Below are 16,906 nucleotides of genomic sequence, written 5' to 3'. Positions count from 1 at the left end.
AACCTCATGTCTAAGATTATTGTTCATGATATGACTTTACGTGATGGTATGCACCCGCAGCGCCATCAAACCACTGTTGAGCAAATGATTGCCATTTCAACAGCATTAGATGATGCAGGCGTACCTTTAATTGAAGTGACCCACGGTGACGGTCTTGGTGGTTCATCAGTCAACTACGGTTTTGCTGCTGCTACTGACGAAGAATACCTGTCTGCTGTTGTGCCACGTATGAAGAATGCGAAAGTGTCTGCACTGCTTCTTCCTGGTATCGGTACAGTTGATCATTTGAAAATGGCGCATGAAATTGGTGTATCAACGATTCGTGTTGCAACACACTGTACAGAAGCGGACTGTTCTGAACAGCACATCACTGCTGCTCGTAAACTCGACATGGACACTGTGGGCTTCTTAATGCTGGCTCACATGGCTTCTCCTGAGCGTCTTTTAGAAGAAGCGCAGAAGATGGTGTCTTACGGTGCAAACTGTATTTATGTCACAGACTCAGCAGGTTACATGCTTCCTCAAGACGTGAAAGACCGCGTGGGTCACTTGCGTCAACACCTTGACCCAAGCATCGAACTCGGTTTCCACGGTCACCACAACTTAGGTATGGGTGTATCAAATACGGTTGCTGCGGTTGAAGCAGGTGCAGTACGTGTGGACTTGGCCTCTGCAGGTCTTGGTGCGGGTGCGGGTAACACACCACTTGAATTGTTCATTGCTGTAGCGAACCGTATGGGTATGGATACAGGCGTTGACCTGTTCAAAGTACAAGACGTTGCTGAAGACCTTGTGATTCCAATGATGCACAACCCAATTCGTGCAGACCGTGATGCGGCAACTTTAGGTTATGCGGGTGTTTACTCTTCATTCCTGTTGTTCGCAAAACGCGCTGAAGCGAAATATGGCGTGTCTGCGCGTGAAATCCTGATGGAACTGGGTCGCCGTGGTACAGTCGGTGGTCAGGAAGACATGATTGAAGACTTGGCGTTGACCATGTCTAAAGCACGTGAAATGCAAGCTTAAGTTTTAATTTTAAAACTGGCTTAAACAAAGCACTCCAAATATATTTGGGGTGCTTTTTTATTGGTGTGATTGATTGACTCACGATCACTTTAAAATAAATCCGGATTTAAAAGCACACAGCTCAATACATTTAAGATGCATCTTATTTTTATATAAAAAATCTGTTAAATGATCAGCCGAGATTTATTTTAAAAGGATGGAGAAGGAGGAATGGAAAGCTAAGGGATTTAAATTAGGGGAAAAGCTGAATTGTTTTAAATATTAAATTTTTTATAAATAATACTGATAGTTAAAAGGGCAGAGTAAAACTTGAAGTGCGACATAAACCACCTAATTAATTTAAAGGGTTTATGGAGTATATAAAATTGTCATACCATCATCTTAACTTTGAAGATCGTACTGCATTAATGCTTGAGTCAAGAAAAGAAGGCTTTTCAGCCAGAAAATTTGCTGAACTCATTAAAAGACATCCTAGTACGATCTATCGTGAGCTTAAAAGAAATAGCATCAATGACGTTTATCAAGCTCGATATGCTTCTGATAACACCTTCGCTAGACGTAAACGTGGTCACAGAAAACTCAAAATCGATTCAATCCTCTGGAAATTTATTGTTGAAGCGATCCGTTGTTTATGGTCTCCTCAGCAAATATCGAAGCGTTTAAAGACATTTCCTGATTTGGATCAAACAATGAATGTAAGCCATACAACGATTTACTCAACTATACGAGCATTACCAAAGGGTGAGTTGAAAAAAGACTTATTATCCTGTCTGCGTCATGAAAATAAAAAGCGAAAAGCTAACGGTGAACCTAAAAAAGATTCTATATTACAGGATATTAAAACTATTCATGAGCGCCCAGCCGAAGTTCAAGAAAGAAAAATACCGGGTCATTGGGAAGCTGATTTAATTAAAGGTAAAGACAATAAAAGTTCGATAGCAACACTTATTGAACGAAATACACGGCTCTGTATCTTGGCAACATTACCTGATGCAAAGGCAGAATCAGTGCGCAAGGCTTTAACTGAAGCTCTGAAATATTTACCTGCAGAACTGCGTAAAACGTTGACCTATGACCGTGGACGTGAGATGTCAGAACATAAAATACTCGAAGAAGATTTAGGCATAGATGTATATTTCTGTGACCCACATTCACCATGGCAAAAAGGCACATGCGAAAATATGAATGGTTTAATTAGGCAATATTTACCTAAAGGAATTGATTTAAATCAGGCAGATCAGCATTATTTAAATCAAGTTGCCATGTCACTGAATACTCGTCCTAGAAAAGCGTTAGATTGGCTTACACCATTAGAGAAGTTTGCTCAGCTTGTTGATTATCATAAGACTTTTCAAACTGTCGCACCTCATGTTTGAATTCGCCAAGCTATTAGTTAAAGTGTTAATGTTAAAATCAATAAATAAAGCCTAAAAACTCAGAATAAATAAAAAATACAGTGAAAAATAATATGAATAACAGGGGTTTATATTTACAGGGTGGAGAGTATTTAGCAGGGAAATGATTGGTGAAATATCTTAAAAAAATAAAAAAAGCGCTGTGAAATCAAAAAAATGCCCAAACCGATAAATGTTTAATACTGTGGTCGGATTTTCTATTTGATTATGCTTACGCATGATGACGGCATTGTTTTTATCTGCTGAATGGGAAAACTTACCATGCGTCGTCAAAAATTATGGATAGCAATGCTTGCTGCGACAGCAACTTTAGGAACTTCTGCTACATATGCAGATTTTATTGATGACAGCAATGTTCAACTTAAATTTAAAAATTTCTATTTAGATCGTCAGTATCAAGATAAACCAGAATTGAACTTTGGTTCATGGTCACAGGCGGTAACTTTGGATGCCAAGTCTGGTTATCATGATATTGGTGGTGGCGTGCAAATTGGAGCAGATGTACTGGTTCAACATGCAGTTAAGCTCAATGGTCGTGATCAAAATCCGGATTGGGTGTTACCTCACGATGGCAAAGAATCTAAAGATCATTTTGGTAAAGTTGGTGCAACCTTAAAAGTTAAAGTATCTGAAACAGAGTTGAAGGTTGGTGATCTATTACCAATGTCACCAGTAGTATTCTTTGATCCATCACGCCAATTACTGACTACTTATAGTGGTGCCTGGTTAGAGTCGAAAGACCTGAAAGATACCAAGTTAACTCTGGCTTATATTGATGGCATTAATGCACGTTATGAAAATCAATATCATGACCTGAGCTTATTTCCGCAAAACAACTTTGCGACAGCAGTCAGTACAGATGACGGTATGTATATTGCCGGGATTGACCACCAATTTACCCCAAAAGTGGGGGGTAGTTACTGGTATGCAGATGTCACCAACATCTACCAACAGCATTATGCCGCTGTAAACTATAAAACGACCTTGGCTGAAAACACCAAGTTAGACACCCATGTACGTTATTTTGACAACAGCGAATCGGGTGACCAGCTGTATGGCAAGATTGACAGCCAGGCCGTGTCTGCAGGTGCAAAAATCAACCATGGTATGCACACAGTACAATTAGGCTACCAGCAAATGTTTGGAGAGCATGGTAACAAAGCGCCAATGTTCCCGACATTGGGTGGTTGGGTACCACAGCCTTATCTAGACAACTGGTCGGTGGCAAGCTTTATCCGTAAAGATGAAAAATCATGGAGCTTGGGTTATACCTATAACTTTGCTGATGTGGGTGTACCAGGTTTAACCGCAACTGCACGTCATTTCCGTGGTTGGGATGTCGATAATGGTGCAGGCGAACCGCGTGGCAAAGAAAATGAAAACAACCTGATTGTGAACTATGTGGTACCAGAAGGTAAGCTAAAAGGTTTAGGTTTCAACTACATGTTTATTGATACCAACTATGACAATATCTCAGGTGGTAACGATCTAGAAGAACACCGTATCGCGACGACCTATACCTATACATTCTAATTGGTCAAGATCAAAGAGCAGCTGCACCTCCAGCTGCTCTTTTTTATATAAAAACAGATGAAAGTCCTAATAAAAATAAGGATTTAAAATTAACTAAAATGTTTAAAAACAATGGCTTAAATAATCGTTTTTTTGTAGCTTAAAATCGTAATTTTGTATCAGTTGAAAGCGCAGGAGCGGTTAATATAAGCCTATAGAAAACGCATGTTCAACGAGTCACTTGACGTCCAGACCTTCCAAGATTGAGGGAAACGCAAGCTAAAGACTGTATGAGGAGTAAGTATGAGCACTGTCCAAATCCCTGACTATACAACAGATTCATTCTTTGGCTTAGAAGATAAATGGATTGAAACCGCAGAAGGCGAACTCACCCATTACCATGAAATTGGTGAAGGTACGCCAATTCTGTTCTTGCACGGTTCAGGTACGGGTGTATCTGCAGCGGCCAACTGGTGGTTAAACCTGCCACAAATTGGTGAACAGGCACGTTGTATCGCGATTGATACCATTGGTTATGGTCAAACCGTTGTTGCACCGGGTACCCAATACGGGATCCGTGCCTGGGTTGATCACGCAATCCGTACCTTAGATGCTTTAGGTATCGAGAAAACCTGGTTGGTGGGTAACTCTTTAGGTGGCTGGTTGGCATTTCAATTGGCACTGGATTATCCAGAGCGCGTTCTGGGTATCGTGTCTATGGGTACCGGTGGTGCCAAGCAAACTGCGGCACTGAAAGCGCACGCGAACCCAGTACTGACTGAAGAAGGTATCCGTAAGACACTGTCTATGTTCGTGGTGAACAAAGACCTGATTACAGACGAACTGGTGAAAGTCCGTTTTGACTCGGCTGCAAATGACTATGCATCTGACCGTTTAATGGACGTGGTGGGTGCGCGTGACCGTGACCGTTTCGAATTCCCGTTAGACTTCGAAAAAATGAAAGACATCACCGTACCTGTACTTCTGATTCATGGTACTCAAGACGTGGTGATTCCAGTATCCCGTACCTGGGACATCCTGAATGTGGTGCCAAATGCAGATGCACACATCTTCAGCCAGTGTGGTCACTGGTCACAAGTTGAAAAAGCCGATGAGTTCAACACAGTTATTAAAAACTACCTGGCGGCGCACGGCGTAAAATAAGCCGGTGATAAAAGCGAAAAAAGGATGGTGACAGGCCATCCTTTTTTTATGGGCGGAATTTCTGGCTCAACCGGTTTAGTGCTGAATAAAGCTGGCCACCAGATTAATACAAATCGCCAGAATAGTGGTGTTAAACATATAGGCCAGCACAATATGCAGCGTGTTCAGGATACGCATCGCGCGTGAGCTGATGCTGACATCGGCGGTTTGTGCCGACGTGCCAATCACATAACTAAAATAGAGAAAATCCGGATAGGTCGGGTAAGGGGTTTTCGGAAACTCCAGCCCACCTGCCTGATGCTGTTGCAGCGCCAGATAATAGTCATGCGCATAGTGAATCGCAAAAATGGTATGCATAAACAGCCAGGCACATAAAATAGTGGTAATCGCCAGCAGAAAATGCCCCATGCGTGCAAAGTCGGTTTGGGCAAATAAGTTGATCTCGACAATAATCGCAATAAAACACATCACCAGGGTTAGAAACAGCAGTAACAGAATCAGCCATTTACTGGCATCCTGCTGCTGGGCGCGTTGCAGAATATGCTGATGATCACTGTGCCAGAAATTCAGCAGGGTAAAGAGCAGATAGCCGGACACGGCAATATTCCAGCTGATGAGCAGGCAGGTCGACCAGGTCCACGGGCTCAAGCACTGAAAAATACCGTACAGCACCGTGGTGATCAGAAAACTGATAAAAAATAAGGATGAGACTGCATCCCGGTTTTAATATGGCTAAACGGTGTTTTTATCATTCTTATTCCTTTGATCTGGCCCATGACAGATAAAAGCATGCCTAGCATCCTGCTTCAGGGGCAGAACATAGCGGCACTTCACTGTAGTCTAGCTTATTAGACTTAAGTTGTAGTTTGCGGCTGAAAATAAATCTGTGCGGCTAGCAGAGAAAAAGTCGTAAAAGTGCAAAAATGATAAAAAATGGTGCAAAAAAGCCTGCGACTTAAGTCTAATCTGATTAAAAAGTCGGCAAATTGGCCATAAAAAAAGCACCATTATTTAGTCTCGAAATAATGATGCTTACAGGCAGTCAGCCAAAGCGTGGCTTAATCGCGGTTAATATCCAGGTAAAACACCCGGGTCAGCAGTTCCATAAACTTGTCGACCGATGGCGAGTTGCTGTTTTTGCGGTAACTGACATACAGGTCCAGATAAGGCAGTTCGATATCCAGCGGACGGATGATGGTGTTGTTCATGGTCAGCGGGGCAATGTAGCCCGGCAAAATGGTACAACCCAGTCCCATACCAATCGAGTTGATATTGAACAGGATGTTGTCGGCTTTTTGCACAATATTAAATTCAATACCATTGGTCTTGGCAAAGTTTAGAATCATGTCGTGCAGATTCTGCGACTGCTCGGCGGCCGGAATAATAAAATCAATACCGTTGAGGGCTTTGACCGGAATACGTTCGTATTTGGCCAGTGGATGGTCTTTTGGCAAAATGAAAATCAGTGGTTCGCGCAGCACGAACTGGCTTTCAATTTCATCACTGTTAAAGTTGTGACGGGTAAAGGTGATGTCCAGTTCACCTTTTTTAATGGCTTTCATCTGATCATTGTTGTTCATACTGAGCAATTCAATTTTCAGATCGGGGTTCTGTACGCGCAGATTCGGTAATACATACGGGAAAATCTTCATTTCCGCGACCGGTACAAAGCCAATGCGTAGCATCTGCTGTTTGGCCTGGGACACCTGACGCGCCATAGCCACGGCTTTATCGGCCTGAGCCAGGGTTAAGCGCGCCTGTTCCAGAAACACTGCGCCTTCTTCTGTCAGTTCGACCTTACGTTTGGTCCGGTGTAACAGTTTTACGCCAACGTCTTCTTCGAGGTCTTTAATCTGTTGACTTAAAGAAGGCTGGGCTGTGTAGAGCTTCAAGGCAGCCTTACTGAAGTTCAGTTCTTCAGCCACGGTAATGAAATAGCGAAGGTGACGTAATTCCATAAACCCATTCCAAAATATTAATTCAAAAAATGTCTAACTATCATGTCTTAAGAGTATAATCTATAATCAACTATTAGGTGAAGATTATTCTGCCATTTAGGAAATAAATAGGCTTTCAAATTTTATTAATGCTTTAATAAAGAGAAATAAGCGATAAGTAATTGATAAAATATCTTAATTAAAACAAAAAAAATATTTCACTAAACCCCGCTAAAAAATCATTATCCATGCAAAGTTGAGTCTATTTATTTTGTGCCGTTGTGTCGGTCACAGGAGAGCTTTCAATGAGTGGAAAAATTGATGTGCGCGAAATCGACGCTTTAGTCGATGCACAAAATGGACGTATTACGCCATCTATCTATACTGATCCAGATATCTACGAGTTAGAACTTGAACGTGTATTTGGTCGTACCTGGTTATTCCTTTGCCATGAAAGCCAAATTCCTAAGGCGGGCGACTTCTTCAATACCTATATGGGTGAAGATCCGATCATTGTGGCACGTCAAAAAGATGGCTCGATCAAAGCATTCTTAAACCAATGCCGTCACCGTTCTATGCGCGTAAGCTTCGCAGACTGTGGTAATACCCGTGCGTTCACTTGCCCATACCACGGCTGGTCTTACGGTATTGACGGTTCTTTAAAAGACATCCCGCTTGAAGATCGTGCTTACCCGCATGGTGCATGTAAAGAGCAATGGGGTCTGGTTGAAGTAAACCGTGTGAAGTCTTACAAAGGCCTGGTATTCGGCTGCTGGGATGAAACCACACCAGATCTAGAAGAATACATGGGTGATATCGCTTGGTATCTTGATGGCGTTGTAGACCGTCGTCCAGGTGGTACTGAAATCATCGGTGGTGTACACAAGTGGGAAATCGAGTGTAACTGGAAATTTGCAGCTGAACAGTTTGCATCTGACCAATACCACGCCCTGTTCTCTCACGCATCTGCGATTCAGGTACTTGGCGCGAAACCAGACGACGAATCAACCAAGAAATTAGGTGCTGCTCAAACGGCTCGTCCAGTTTGGGAAACTGCAAAAGATGCACTGCAATACGGTTCACGTGGTCACGGTTCAGGCTTCTTCTTCACAGAGAAACCAGATGCAAACGTTTGGGTTGACGGTGAAGTGGCCAACTACTTCCGCGAAACGTATGAAGAAGTAAAAGAGCGTCTAGGTGAAGTACGTGCGCTGCGTCTTGCAGGTCACAACACCATGTTCCCGACACTGTCTTGGTTGAACGGTACTGCAACACTTCGCGTATGGCACCCACGTGGTCCAAACAAAACTGAAGTTTGGGCATTCTGTATTGCCGATGCTGAAGCGTCTCAAGAAGTGAAAGAAGCGTTTGAACGCTCTGCAACGCGTGCATTCGGTCCTGCCGGCTTCCTGGAGCAAGATGACTCTGAGAACTGGATCGAGATTCAGAAAGTTTTACGTGGTTATAAAGCACGTCAAAACAAATTGATCGTTGAGATGGGTAAAGGCAACGAGAAAGTACGTGAAGATGGTATCCCGGGCATCACCAACTACATTTTCTCTGAAACTGCAGCACGCGGTATGTACCGTCGCTGGGCAGATTTATTGATCCATGAAAAATGGGAAGACGTTGAAAAAGCGGCTGACGAATACGAGAAGGAGCTTATGAAATGAGTCAAATCAGCTTAGAACTTCATCACCAGATCAGTCAGTTCCTGTATCAAGAAGCCAAGCTTCTTGATGACTGGAAATTCCGCGAGTGGTTAGACACGCTAGCTGAAGATATTTCTTATACGCTACGTACCACACCAAACGCACAAACCCGTGACCGTCGTCGTTCGGTTGAACCACCGACGACTTGGGTGTTCAACGATACGAAAGATCTGTTGGAACGTCGTGTTGCCCGTCTTGAAACCGGTATGGCCTGGGCAGAAGAGCCTCCATCACGTACGACTCACATGGTGTCTAACGTGATTGTTGAAGCGTCTGAAGTAGAAGGCGAATACGATGTGTACGTGACTTATTTACTGTACCGTACCCAAAAAGAGAAAGACGTTACGATTTACTGTGGTAAGCGTCATGACAAGATCCGTAAAGTTGAAGGCGGCTTAGGCTTCCAGATCTTCAACCGTAAGATCACGCTTGACCAAGTTACCTATAACTCACATAACCTGAGTGTGTTCTTCTAATGAATAAGATTTTTGTTTGCCAAGTTGACGAGCTTGACGAAGGCGAAGCATTGAAAGTGGACTGCGGCGTAAACGGTATCGATGCGCTGGCAGTATTCAACAATGGCGGTGAATTCTTCGCAATGAATGATCGCTGTTCACATGGTAATGCATCGATGTCTGAAGGTTATCTGGAAGACGACGGTACAGTTGAATGTCCGCTGCACTCTGCACGTTTCTGTTTGAAAACTGGTCAAGCACTATGCTTGCCAGCAACAGATCCAATCCAGACATTCCCAGTGATTGTTGAAGATGGCGCGTTATACGTAGAGATGGCAGGAGAGTAATCATGGGTTGGCTAAAAGGCGAAGTTGCACTCATCACTGGTGGTGGTTCGGGTTTAGGCTGGGCTTTGGTTGAGCGTTTTTTAGAAGAAGGAGCACAGGTGGCCGTTCTTCAGCGTTCTCAGTCTAAAGTTGATGCTTTACAGGAACACTTCGGTGACCGAATTCTTGCAATCGCTGGTGATGTTGCCAACTATGAAGACAATGTCCGTGCTGTTCAAGCGACCGTTGAGCGTTTTGGCAAGCTTGACTGTTTTGTGGGTAATGCCGGTATCTGGGATCACTATGCCGATATCGTCAACACCTCGGGTGAGCAACTGGATAAAGCCTTTGATGAAATCATGGGCATTAATACCAAGTCGCTGATCCTGGGTGCCAAAGCAGCGCTAGACGAACTGATCAAGTCTGAAGGTTCAATTATCTTCACTTTATCAAACTCTGCGCTGTATTCATCGGGCGGTGGTCCTGTTTATACCGCATCCAAACATGCCGGTGTAGGCATCATGAAAGAACTGGCCTATGAATTAGCGCCAAAAGTTCGTGTCAATGCCGTGGCACCGTCTGCCATGAATGTGAATATCAAAGGCGCGGCATCACTCGGTCAGGAAAATGTTGGCCTGCTCGATGCACGTGATCCTGAGAAAATTGCCCGTGGTATGCCACTGAACTTCTTGCCAGAACCAGAAGATATGACCGGTTCATATGTGCTGCTGGCTTCACGTCAAAACAACCGTCCACTGACCGGCGTGCTGATTAACGCGGAATGTGGCTTGGGCATTCGTGGTTTACGTCAACCACGTGCCGGTTTCTTTGACGAGTAATTCACGCCTTAAAACATAATGGACTAACCCGGCAGCCTTTTGGCTGCCTTCCGTTTAGGAGTCACACATGGCCGTTAAACTTATTTGTGCATCGCACAGTCCTTTAATGGAGTTTGCCACTCCGCAAGAACAACGCAAAGAACAAGCTGTTCGTCAGGCGTTTGAAAAACTGTCTGCGGAAGTCAAAGCCTACGATCCAACCCTGATCATTACCTTTGGTCCAGACCATTTCAATGGTTTCTTCTATGACCTGATGCCAAGTTTCTGTGTGGGTATTCGTGCCACTGCAGCAGGTGACTGGGACTATGGTAAAGACAACAACAAGATTGATGTGCCTGAAGAAACTGCACTCAATCTGGTTCGCCGTGTCCTCGATGAAGGCGTGGATGTGGCCTATTCGTATCGTATGCAGGCCGACCACGGTGTGACCCAGCCATTACATTTCCTGTGTGGTGGTCAGCTCGATCGTTATCCTACTATTCCAGTTTTCATTAATGGTGCAGCTGCACCAATGCCAACCACCAAACGTACCATCGCTTTAGGTCGTGCGGTCGGTCAGTTTATCAAGTCACTGAATCTTGAAAACGAACGCGTACTGGTTCTGGGTACGGGTGGTCTGTCTCACGATCCACCAACCCCGCAAATGGGTTCGGTACCACCAGAAGTGGAAGAATTCCTGATTGCCGGTCGTAACCCGACCCCGGAAGCCCGTGAAGCCCGTCAGGCAAAAATTATTGCCGTGGGTCAGAAGCTGGCCGCGGGGGATACTTCTGTGGCAGTCCCGCTGAATGCGGAATGGGATATCGCTTTGCTGGAGAAATTCAAGCAGGCAGATTTCGCAGCACTGGAAGCCATGACTGAAGCGGAAATCCGTCGTGATGGCGGCCGTGGCGGTCAGGAAGTCCGTTCATGGATGGCGGCATTTGCTGCATTGCATGAGCTGGGCGAATATGACATGACCACCCACTGCTATGAAGAAATCAGCGAGTGGATTGCCGGTTTCGGTATCGTTTCTGCAGAATTAAAAGGTTAACTGAATGAGCAATGTAAACAGCATCGTGATTGTCGGTGCAGGTCAGGCCGGTGCCAGCGCAATTCTGGAATTACGTGGCAACAAATACGAAGGCAAAATCACCCTGATCGGGGATGAAACCCATTTGCCGTATGAGCGTCCACCTTTGTCTAAAGATGTGATTCTCAAACCAGCCGAAACCAAAATCGAAATTCTGTCAGAAGAAAAACTGGCGGAACTGGGCGTTGAAACCATCCGTGGTAACGGTGTGGCCAAAATCAATGCCGAGGCAAAAACGGTTGAACTGCAAAACGGTGATGTCGTTGCTTATGACAAGTTACTGCTGGCCACCGGTGGTGCAGCGCGTCGTTTACCCAACTTCGATGCGCTGGGTAAACACGTGTACACCCTGCGTAACCTGGAAGATTCACAAGCGCTGGTGCCGGTATTACAGCCGGGCCGCCGTATCATCCTGATTGGTGGCGGTGTCATCGGTCTGGAGCTTGCCTCAAGCGCACGCTTTAAAGAATGTAAAGTGACCGTGATTGAAATGGGTCCAATGGTGATGGGTCGTTCATCACCACGCATCCTGAGCGAGTTCCTGCTGGAGCAGCAACAACTGGCCGGTGTTGATGTACGCCTGTCGACCCAGATTGCAGAATGCAAGCTGGATGGCGAAGAAATTGTGGTAACACTGGAAGGCGGTGAAGAGCTGCGTGCAGATGCTGTGGTCTATGGGATCGGGATTATCCCGAATGCACAGCTGGCCGTTGAAGCCGGTCTGGATGCGGACTTTGCGGTTAAAGTCAATGAAAACTGCCAGACCTCAAATCCGGATATTTATGCAGCCGGTGACGTGGCCACGCAACTGCGTGACTGTGGTAACCACCGCCGCGTTGAAACCTGGGAAAATGCCAACCTGCAAGCGGGTATCTTCGCGCGTCACGTGATGGGCGTTGAACATCCAGCGGCAAACCCGGCCTGGTTCTGGACCGATCAGCTGGACATCAACTATCAGTTTGTTGGTGATATGGCAGCGGCTGAATGGCATGTGCGTGGCGAGATTAAACCTGAACTGCGTGCTGAATCATCATTCGTATTGTTTGGTGTCACCGATGGCGTGATCGTTGGCGGGATTACCGTGAATGCAGCCAAAGATATGCGTCACCTGAAAAAGCTGATCAGCAAACAGGCGGCTTTTGAGGCTGACAAATATCTCGATCTGAGTCAGGATCTTCGTAAGCTGGTAAAATAATCCGGCGATACGGCAGGGCAGACCTTGGGTAACTTTGGTCTGCTTTTTTATGGCTGTTTTATTTTAATGTCGAGACATGAGCACAATGTGCATGGTGATTTGTACATGACTTTGTGTCGGTAGGTCTTACTTTTTAAAGCTGATAAGAATCCTCAAAATTTATTTTTGAGTTCGCAGGGCAAAACTCTTTTCATTGTTTGGGCGTCTCTCTTCGTTCCGTGGTGACATTCAGGTCGTCATTCTCATTATTTCAAGATGGGTTTGAATAAAGATGCCTTCATTTTATGGTTTTCAAATTTAGTTGAGTTGTCTATGAGTTCAAACTCATCTCCCATGATCGTTACCGCCAGTATCTATGCCTTGCTGGTGCTGATCTGGGCCACCACGCCGCTGGCGATTGTGTGGAGTGTGGAAGAAGTCCATCCCATGTGGGTGCTGATTATCCGCTATTTCGGGGCTTCGCTGATTGCGCTGTTTTTACTGAAACTGATGCGTGATCCGTTGCCGCTGGATGAAACCTCACTCAAAAGTTATGTGGCGGGCAGCCTGAACCTGATTGGTGCGCAGCTGTTTATTTATCTGGCAGCCAATTACCTGACTTCGGGTTTAATGGCGCTGATTTTTGGTTTTTCCCCGCTTATTGCCGGTTTAATTGGCCATGTGATTTTAAAAACCCAGAAACTGGTGGCCCTGCAATGGCTGGGCATGGCGGTGGCGGTGGCCGGGCTGAGTTATGTCTTTGCCGACTCGGCAGACAGCAAGATCAACCCGATTGGGATTGTGCTGATGTTAATTAGCATGGTGTCGTATATCAGCTCGATTTTCTGGGTCAAGCAGATTAATGCACCACTGAGTCCGATGTCACAGGCCACCGGTTCCTTGCTGGTCTCGGCACTGGGTTCAATGCTGATGTTGCCATTCATCTGGTCACATATGCCAACCGAATGGCCGGGCATGCAAACCATGATTGGCTTTTTGTTTACCATGATCATGTCTTCGATTGTGGCGATGCTGTGTTATTTCTGGCTGATTCGCCGTCTGGCTGCGTCCACTGTCTCTTTAAGCAATGTGATGACCCCGATTATTGCACTGGTACTCGGAGCGACTCTGAATCATGAGCATATCAGTGCACATGCGGTGGCCGGGATTGCGGTGGTGATGCTGGGCATTGTGATGTATTTCTGGAAAGACTGGCAGCGTCAGTATTTTTCTAAATGGTGACAGCACAGGAAGCCATGCGCTTCCTGCTGTTTTGGCTTTTGCTAAAAACAACAAAAACATAAAACAAAATATTCCACAATTTTGGATACTATGCATATTGCATCGGCACTTGCTGTCCTGTGTAATGAAGACTTAATAAATCACAGGATTTGCTCTACGTGCTTCAATTTTTATCGGACTGACATGAATCAAAACGCGGAACCTAAGCATTTTCAGCTACCAACCGAAACATGTTGGTCACACGCCTGGCGTCAGCCTGCTTTGCAGTTTTTACCTTCCCGGCATTATAACGGTGCCCAGTTTTTCAATCCGGTGCCGGCACCCGAAGGGCGTAGCCGCAGTGATTTGCTGAAATGGCTGTTACAGCGTAAACGCAATAGCTGGACCGCAGAAAACACACCAGAGCAGCCCGCTGAAGGCAAGCGTCCGATTCCGCAGGAACGTCCGAATGCCAGCCTGGATGACTGGCAGATCTGGTTTGTAGGGCATGCTACCGTTCTGATTCAGATTGGCCCCTATAATTTCCTGACCGATCCGGTCTGGTGTGAATATGCCGGACCGCAGCAGGGCAGAGGTCCGAAACGGATTTGCCCGGCTGGAATTGCCCTGGAAGAGTTACCGACCATTCATGCGGTGCTGTTGAGCCATAACCATTATGACCACATGGATCTGGCCACCCTGCGCTGGTTACATGCCCGTTTTGCCATGCCAATTTATACCGGACTGGGCAACAGCTGGTATTTGCCAAAAAACTTTCATGTGGTGGAAATGGACTGGTGGCAATCGGCGCTATTTAATGAATTAAAACTGGTCTATATTCCGGCGCAGCATGGTTCAGGCCGTGGTATGCGCGACCAGAACAGTGCCCTCTGGGGTGGCTTCTCGATTCTGCATGGTGAAGATCACTGCTTCTTTGCCGGAGATACCGGTTATTCCTCGCATTTTAAGGAAATCCATGCCCGTATTGGCGCACCGCGGATTGCACTATTACCGATTGGTGCCTATGAGCCACGGGACCTGATGCGCTATATGCACATGAATCCGGAAGATGCTTTTCAGGCGCATAAAGACCTGCATTCCAAATGTTCGCTGGCCATTCATTACCGTACCTTCCAGCTCACCGATGAAGGCCGTGAACAGCCGGAAGTCGATTTGCAAAATGCCATGCGTAAATCCTCAAAACTGATGAATCCGTTTTATTGCATTCGCGAAGGCAAGAAGCTGATTGTTTAAGTTTAAATCCTGCAACAAAAAACCACCCGAAGGTGGTTTTTTTATGGCTTGAACTCTCTGTGTAGAGGCTTAGAGCACGCCTGGCTGACCCAGCGCAGGGTCGGTGGCTCGAGCGGCCTGAGCATCTGCCACGGTCATCCCCAAGGCTTGGGCTACACCTTCGCCGTAGGCCGGGTCACACATAAAGCAGTTACGGATATGACGGTACTTGATAAAGTCATAGGCATCGCCCATGGCACGCGCAGTATTGTCAAACAGCGCCTGTTTCTGTTCAGGATTCATCAGGTTGAACAGGGCACGCGGCTGGCTAAAGTAATCGCTGTCATCTTGACGATAATCCCAGAAATCGGCATCGCCACGGATTTTCAGTGGTGGTTCACGGTACTGTGGCTGTTCCTGCCATTGCTGGAAGCTGTTTGGCTCATAGTGTGGCAAGCCGCCATAGTTGCCATCCATACGGCCCTGACCATCACGGCGGTTAGAGTGGACCGGACAACGGGCTGCGTTTACCGGAATCTGGGAATGGTTTACCCCCACGCGATAACGTGCGGCATCGGCATAGTTAATTAAACGCGCTTGCAGCATACGGTCTGGTGAATAGCTGATCCCCGGCACCAGAGTACTTGGTGCAAAAGCGGCCTGTTCCACATCCTGGAAATAGTTTTCTGGGTTACGGTTCAGTTCAAACTCACCGACTTCAATTAATGGATAATCACCTTTTGGCCAGACTTTGGTCAGGTCAAACGGATGATAAGGTACGGTTTCCGCTTCGGTTTCCGGCATGATCTGCACGAATAGGGTCCATTTCGGGAAATCGCCACGTTCAATTGCATTAAACAGGTCATTTTGGCTGCTTTCACGGTCCTGGCCAATCAGTGCTGCGGCTTCGGCATCGGTCAGGTTTTTAATGCCCTGCTGGGTACGGAAATGGAATTTGACCCAGAAACGTTCATTGTTGGCATTAATGAAGCTGTAGGTGTGGCTGCCAAAACCATGCATATGACGATAACCATCTGGAATACCGCGGTCTGACATGACAATGGTCACCTGATGCAGCGCTTCTGGTAACAGGGTCCAGAAATCCCAGTTGTTGTTGGCGGAACGGACGTTGGTTTTCGGGTCACGTTTTACCGCTTTGTTCAGGTCTGGGAACTGGCGCGGGTCACGAAAGAAGAACACCGGTGTGTTGTTACCGACTAAATCCCAGTTGCCTTCTTCGGTATAGAATTTTAGTGCAAAACCGCGAATATCACGTTCGGCATCGGCTGCACCGCGCTCACCGGCCACTGTCGAGAAGCGGGCAAACATTTCGGTTTTCTTGCCGACTTCAGAGAAAATTTTGGCGCGGGTATATTGGGTAATGTCGTGAGTCACGGTAAAGGTTCCGAATGCACCTGAACCTTTGGCGTGCATACGACGCTCAGGAATCACTTCACGAACAAAGTTCGCCAGTTTTTCATTGAGCCATAAATCCTGGGTAAGCAATGGACCACGGGCACCGGCGGTCATACTGTTCTGGTTATCGACCACCGGAGCACCGGCATCGGTGGTGAGGTGGGTGACCGGACATTTTTTAAAGTCTTGGGTCATTATCGTTCTCCGTTATTGTATTCATGTGCTGACGTTGGACACGGGCTGGATTCTCCAGGCAGGTGACATCCCATGAAATTAACCGTTATCAAAGTCATCAATATAAAAAATAAACCCAGCTTATCATTGAAATCTACCTTGCAATAGCTGGCTGGGCAGAATGACGATGGATAAAAAACATAAAAATGCAACTTGGTTCTCATTTAATT

General features: G+C 46.0%; 14 protein-coding genes and 1 pseudogene. 12 read left to right on the top strand and 3 right to left on the bottom strand.

Annotated elements, in window-relative coordinates:
• Nucleotides 1–6 precede the first annotated feature (6 nt).
• The 4 genes from dmpG to P253_RS11695 all read left to right on the top strand — a co-directional run bounded on the left by dmpG (nucleotide 7) and on the right by P253_RS11695 (nucleotide 5,117).
• Nucleotides 7–1,026 (top strand): 4-hydroxy-2-oxovalerate aldolase, encoded by a 1,020-nt coding sequence (gene dmpG, locus P253_RS11710; RefSeq protein ID WP_005181971.1) that lies wholly within the window; start codon nucleotides 7–9, stop codon nucleotides 1,024–1,026.
• Nucleotides 1,027–1,376: 350 nt separating this feature from the next.
• Nucleotides 1,377–2,402, top strand: coding sequence for an IS30-like element ISAba125 family transposase (locus tag P253_RS11705; RefSeq protein ID WP_016659603.1), 1,026 nt, complete (start codon nucleotides 1,377–1,379; stop codon nucleotides 2,400–2,402).
• A 300-nt stretch (nucleotides 2,403–2,702) separates the two neighbouring features.
• The gene (locus P253_RS11700; protein WP_016659602.1) at nucleotides 2,703–3,974 is read left to right on the top strand and encodes an OprD family outer membrane porin; all 1,272 of its coding nucleotides are present in this window, start codon (nucleotides 2,703–2,705) and stop codon (nucleotides 3,972–3,974) included.
• Between the two features lie 282 nt (nucleotides 3,975–4,256).
• A complete protein-coding gene (locus tag P253_RS11695) occupies nucleotides 4,257–5,117 on the top strand; it encodes an alpha/beta fold hydrolase (protein WP_005181976.1) in 861 nt (286 codons plus the stop codon).
• 75 nt (nucleotides 5,118–5,192) lie between these two features.
• Here P253_RS11695 and P253_RS11690 read toward each other — a convergent pair.
• Both P253_RS11690 and hcaR read right to left on the bottom strand, forming a co-directional pair.
• Nucleotides 5,193–5,869, bottom strand: a pseudogene (locus P253_RS11690) (DUF1345 domain-containing protein).
• A gap of 306 nt (nucleotides 5,870–6,175) precedes the next feature.
• Nucleotides 6,176–7,075, bottom strand: coding sequence for a DNA-binding transcriptional regulator HcaR (gene hcaR, locus P253_RS11685; protein ID WP_005181980.1), 900 nt, complete (start codon nucleotides 7,073–7,075; stop codon nucleotides 6,176–6,178).
• Between the two features lie 284 nt (nucleotides 7,076–7,359).
• Here hcaR and hcaE point away from each other — a divergent pair, with 284 nt between their 5' ends.
• The 8 genes from hcaE (at nucleotide 7,360) to P253_RS11645 (ending at nucleotide 15,107) form a co-directional block, all read left to right on the top strand.
• Nucleotides 7,360–8,727, top strand: coding sequence for a 3-phenylpropionate/cinnamic acid dioxygenase subunit alpha (gene hcaE / locus P253_RS11680; protein ID WP_005181982.1), 1,368 nt, complete (start codon nucleotides 7,360–7,362; stop codon nucleotides 8,725–8,727).
• The gene (gene hcaF / locus P253_RS11675; RefSeq protein WP_005181997.1) at nucleotides 8,724–9,242 is read left to right on the top strand and encodes a 3-phenylpropionate/cinnamic acid dioxygenase subunit beta; all 519 of its coding nucleotides are present in this window, start codon (nucleotides 8,724–8,726) and stop codon (nucleotides 9,240–9,242) included. Before hcaE ends, hcaF begins: the two co-directional genes overlap by 4 nt.
• Complete coding sequence (hcaC, locus tag P253_RS11670) at nucleotides 9,242–9,568, top strand: 3-phenylpropionate/cinnamic acid dioxygenase ferredoxin subunit (protein WP_005181999.1); 327 nt, start codon at nucleotides 9,242–9,244, stop codon at nucleotides 9,566–9,568. The genes hcaF and hcaC overlap by 1 nt, the downstream gene beginning before the upstream one ends.
• 2 nt (nucleotides 9,569–9,570) lie before the next feature.
• Nucleotides 9,571–10,386: a 3-phenylpropionate-dihydrodiol/cinnamic acid-dihydrodiol dehydrogenase gene (hcaB, locus tag P253_RS11665; RefSeq protein WP_005182001.1), complete on the top strand. Its 816-nt coding sequence runs from the start codon at nucleotides 9,571–9,573 to the stop codon at nucleotides 10,384–10,386.
• 67 nt (nucleotides 10,387–10,453) lie between these two features.
• A complete protein-coding gene (locus P253_RS11660) occupies nucleotides 10,454–11,419 on the top strand; it encodes a 3-carboxyethylcatechol 2,3-dioxygenase (RefSeq protein ID WP_005182005.1) in 966 nt (321 codons plus the stop codon).
• A 4-nt stretch (nucleotides 11,420–11,423) separates the two neighbouring features.
• The gene (gene hcaD, locus P253_RS11655; protein ID WP_016659600.1) at nucleotides 11,424–12,653 is read left to right on the top strand and encodes a 3-phenylpropionate/cinnamic acid dioxygenase ferredoxin--NAD(+) reductase subunit; all 1,230 of its coding nucleotides are present in this window, start codon (nucleotides 11,424–11,426) and stop codon (nucleotides 12,651–12,653) included.
• Between the two features lie 312 nt (nucleotides 12,654–12,965).
• A complete protein-coding gene (locus P253_RS11650; RefSeq protein ID WP_016659599.1) occupies nucleotides 12,966–13,874 on the top strand; it encodes a DMT family transporter in 909 nt (302 codons plus the stop codon).
• A 183-nt stretch (nucleotides 13,875–14,057) separates the two neighbouring features.
• On the top strand, nucleotides 14,058–15,107 hold the full coding sequence (locus tag P253_RS11645; RefSeq protein ID WP_005182011.1) for an MBL fold metallo-hydrolase: 1,050 nt from the start codon (nucleotides 14,058–14,060) through the stop codon (nucleotides 15,105–15,107).
• A gap of 69 nt (nucleotides 15,108–15,176) precedes the next feature.
• Here the strand turns inward: P253_RS11645 and P253_RS11640 are convergent, their stop codons facing one another.
• Complete coding sequence (locus tag P253_RS11640) at nucleotides 15,177–16,697, bottom strand: catalase (RefSeq protein WP_016659598.1); 1,521 nt, start codon at nucleotides 16,695–16,697, stop codon at nucleotides 15,177–15,179.
• Nucleotides 16,698–16,906: the final 209 nt, after the last annotated feature.

The sequence above is a fragment of the Acinetobacter indicus CIP 110367 genome (assembly GCF_000488255.1).
GTDB classification, from domain to species: domain Bacteria; phylum Pseudomonadota; class Gammaproteobacteria; order Pseudomonadales; family Moraxellaceae; genus Acinetobacter; species Acinetobacter indicus.
This window is presented reverse-complemented; position numbering and strand designations above follow the sequence as displayed.

Coding starts and splice junctions, on each gene's coding strand:
- hcaC (WP_005181999.1), top strand. CDS start 9,242: ATGAATAAGATTTTTGTTTGCCAAGTTGACGAGCTTGACGAAGGCGAA.
- P253_RS11705 (WP_016659603.1), top strand. CDS start 1,377: ATGGAGTATATAAAATTGTCATACCATCATCTTAACTTTGAAGATCGT.
- P253_RS11660 (WP_005182005.1), top strand. CDS start 10,454: ATGGCCGTTAAACTTATTTGTGCATCGCACAGTCCTTTAATGGAGTTT.
- P253_RS11700 (WP_016659602.1), top strand. CDS start 2,703: ATGCGTCGTCAAAAATTATGGATAGCAATGCTTGCTGCGACAGCAACT.
- P253_RS11695 (WP_005181976.1), top strand. CDS start 4,257: ATGAGCACTGTCCAAATCCCTGACTATACAACAGATTCATTCTTTGGC.
- P253_RS11650 (WP_016659599.1), top strand. CDS start 12,966: ATGAGTTCAAACTCATCTCCCATGATCGTTACCGCCAGTATCTATGCC.
- hcaE (WP_005181982.1), top strand. CDS start 7,360: ATGAGTGGAAAAATTGATGTGCGCGAAATCGACGCTTTAGTCGATGCA.
- P253_RS11640 (WP_016659598.1), bottom strand. CDS start 16,697: ATGACCCAAGACTTTAAAAAATGTCCGGTCACCCACCTCACCACCGAT.
- P253_RS11645 (WP_005182011.1), top strand. CDS start 14,058: ATGAATCAAAACGCGGAACCTAAGCATTTTCAGCTACCAACCGAAACA.
- hcaR (WP_005181980.1), bottom strand. CDS start 7,075: ATGGAATTACGTCACCTTCGCTATTTCATTACCGTGGCTGAAGAACTG.
- hcaF (WP_005181997.1), top strand. CDS start 8,724: ATGAGTCAAATCAGCTTAGAACTTCATCACCAGATCAGTCAGTTCCTG.
- hcaD (WP_016659600.1), top strand. CDS start 11,424: ATGAGCAATGTAAACAGCATCGTGATTGTCGGTGCAGGTCAGGCCGGT.
- hcaB (WP_005182001.1), top strand. CDS start 9,571: ATGGGTTGGCTAAAAGGCGAAGTTGCACTCATCACTGGTGGTGGTTCG.
- dmpG (WP_005181971.1), top strand. CDS start 7: ATGTCTAAGATTATTGTTCATGATATGACTTTACGTGATGGTATGCAC.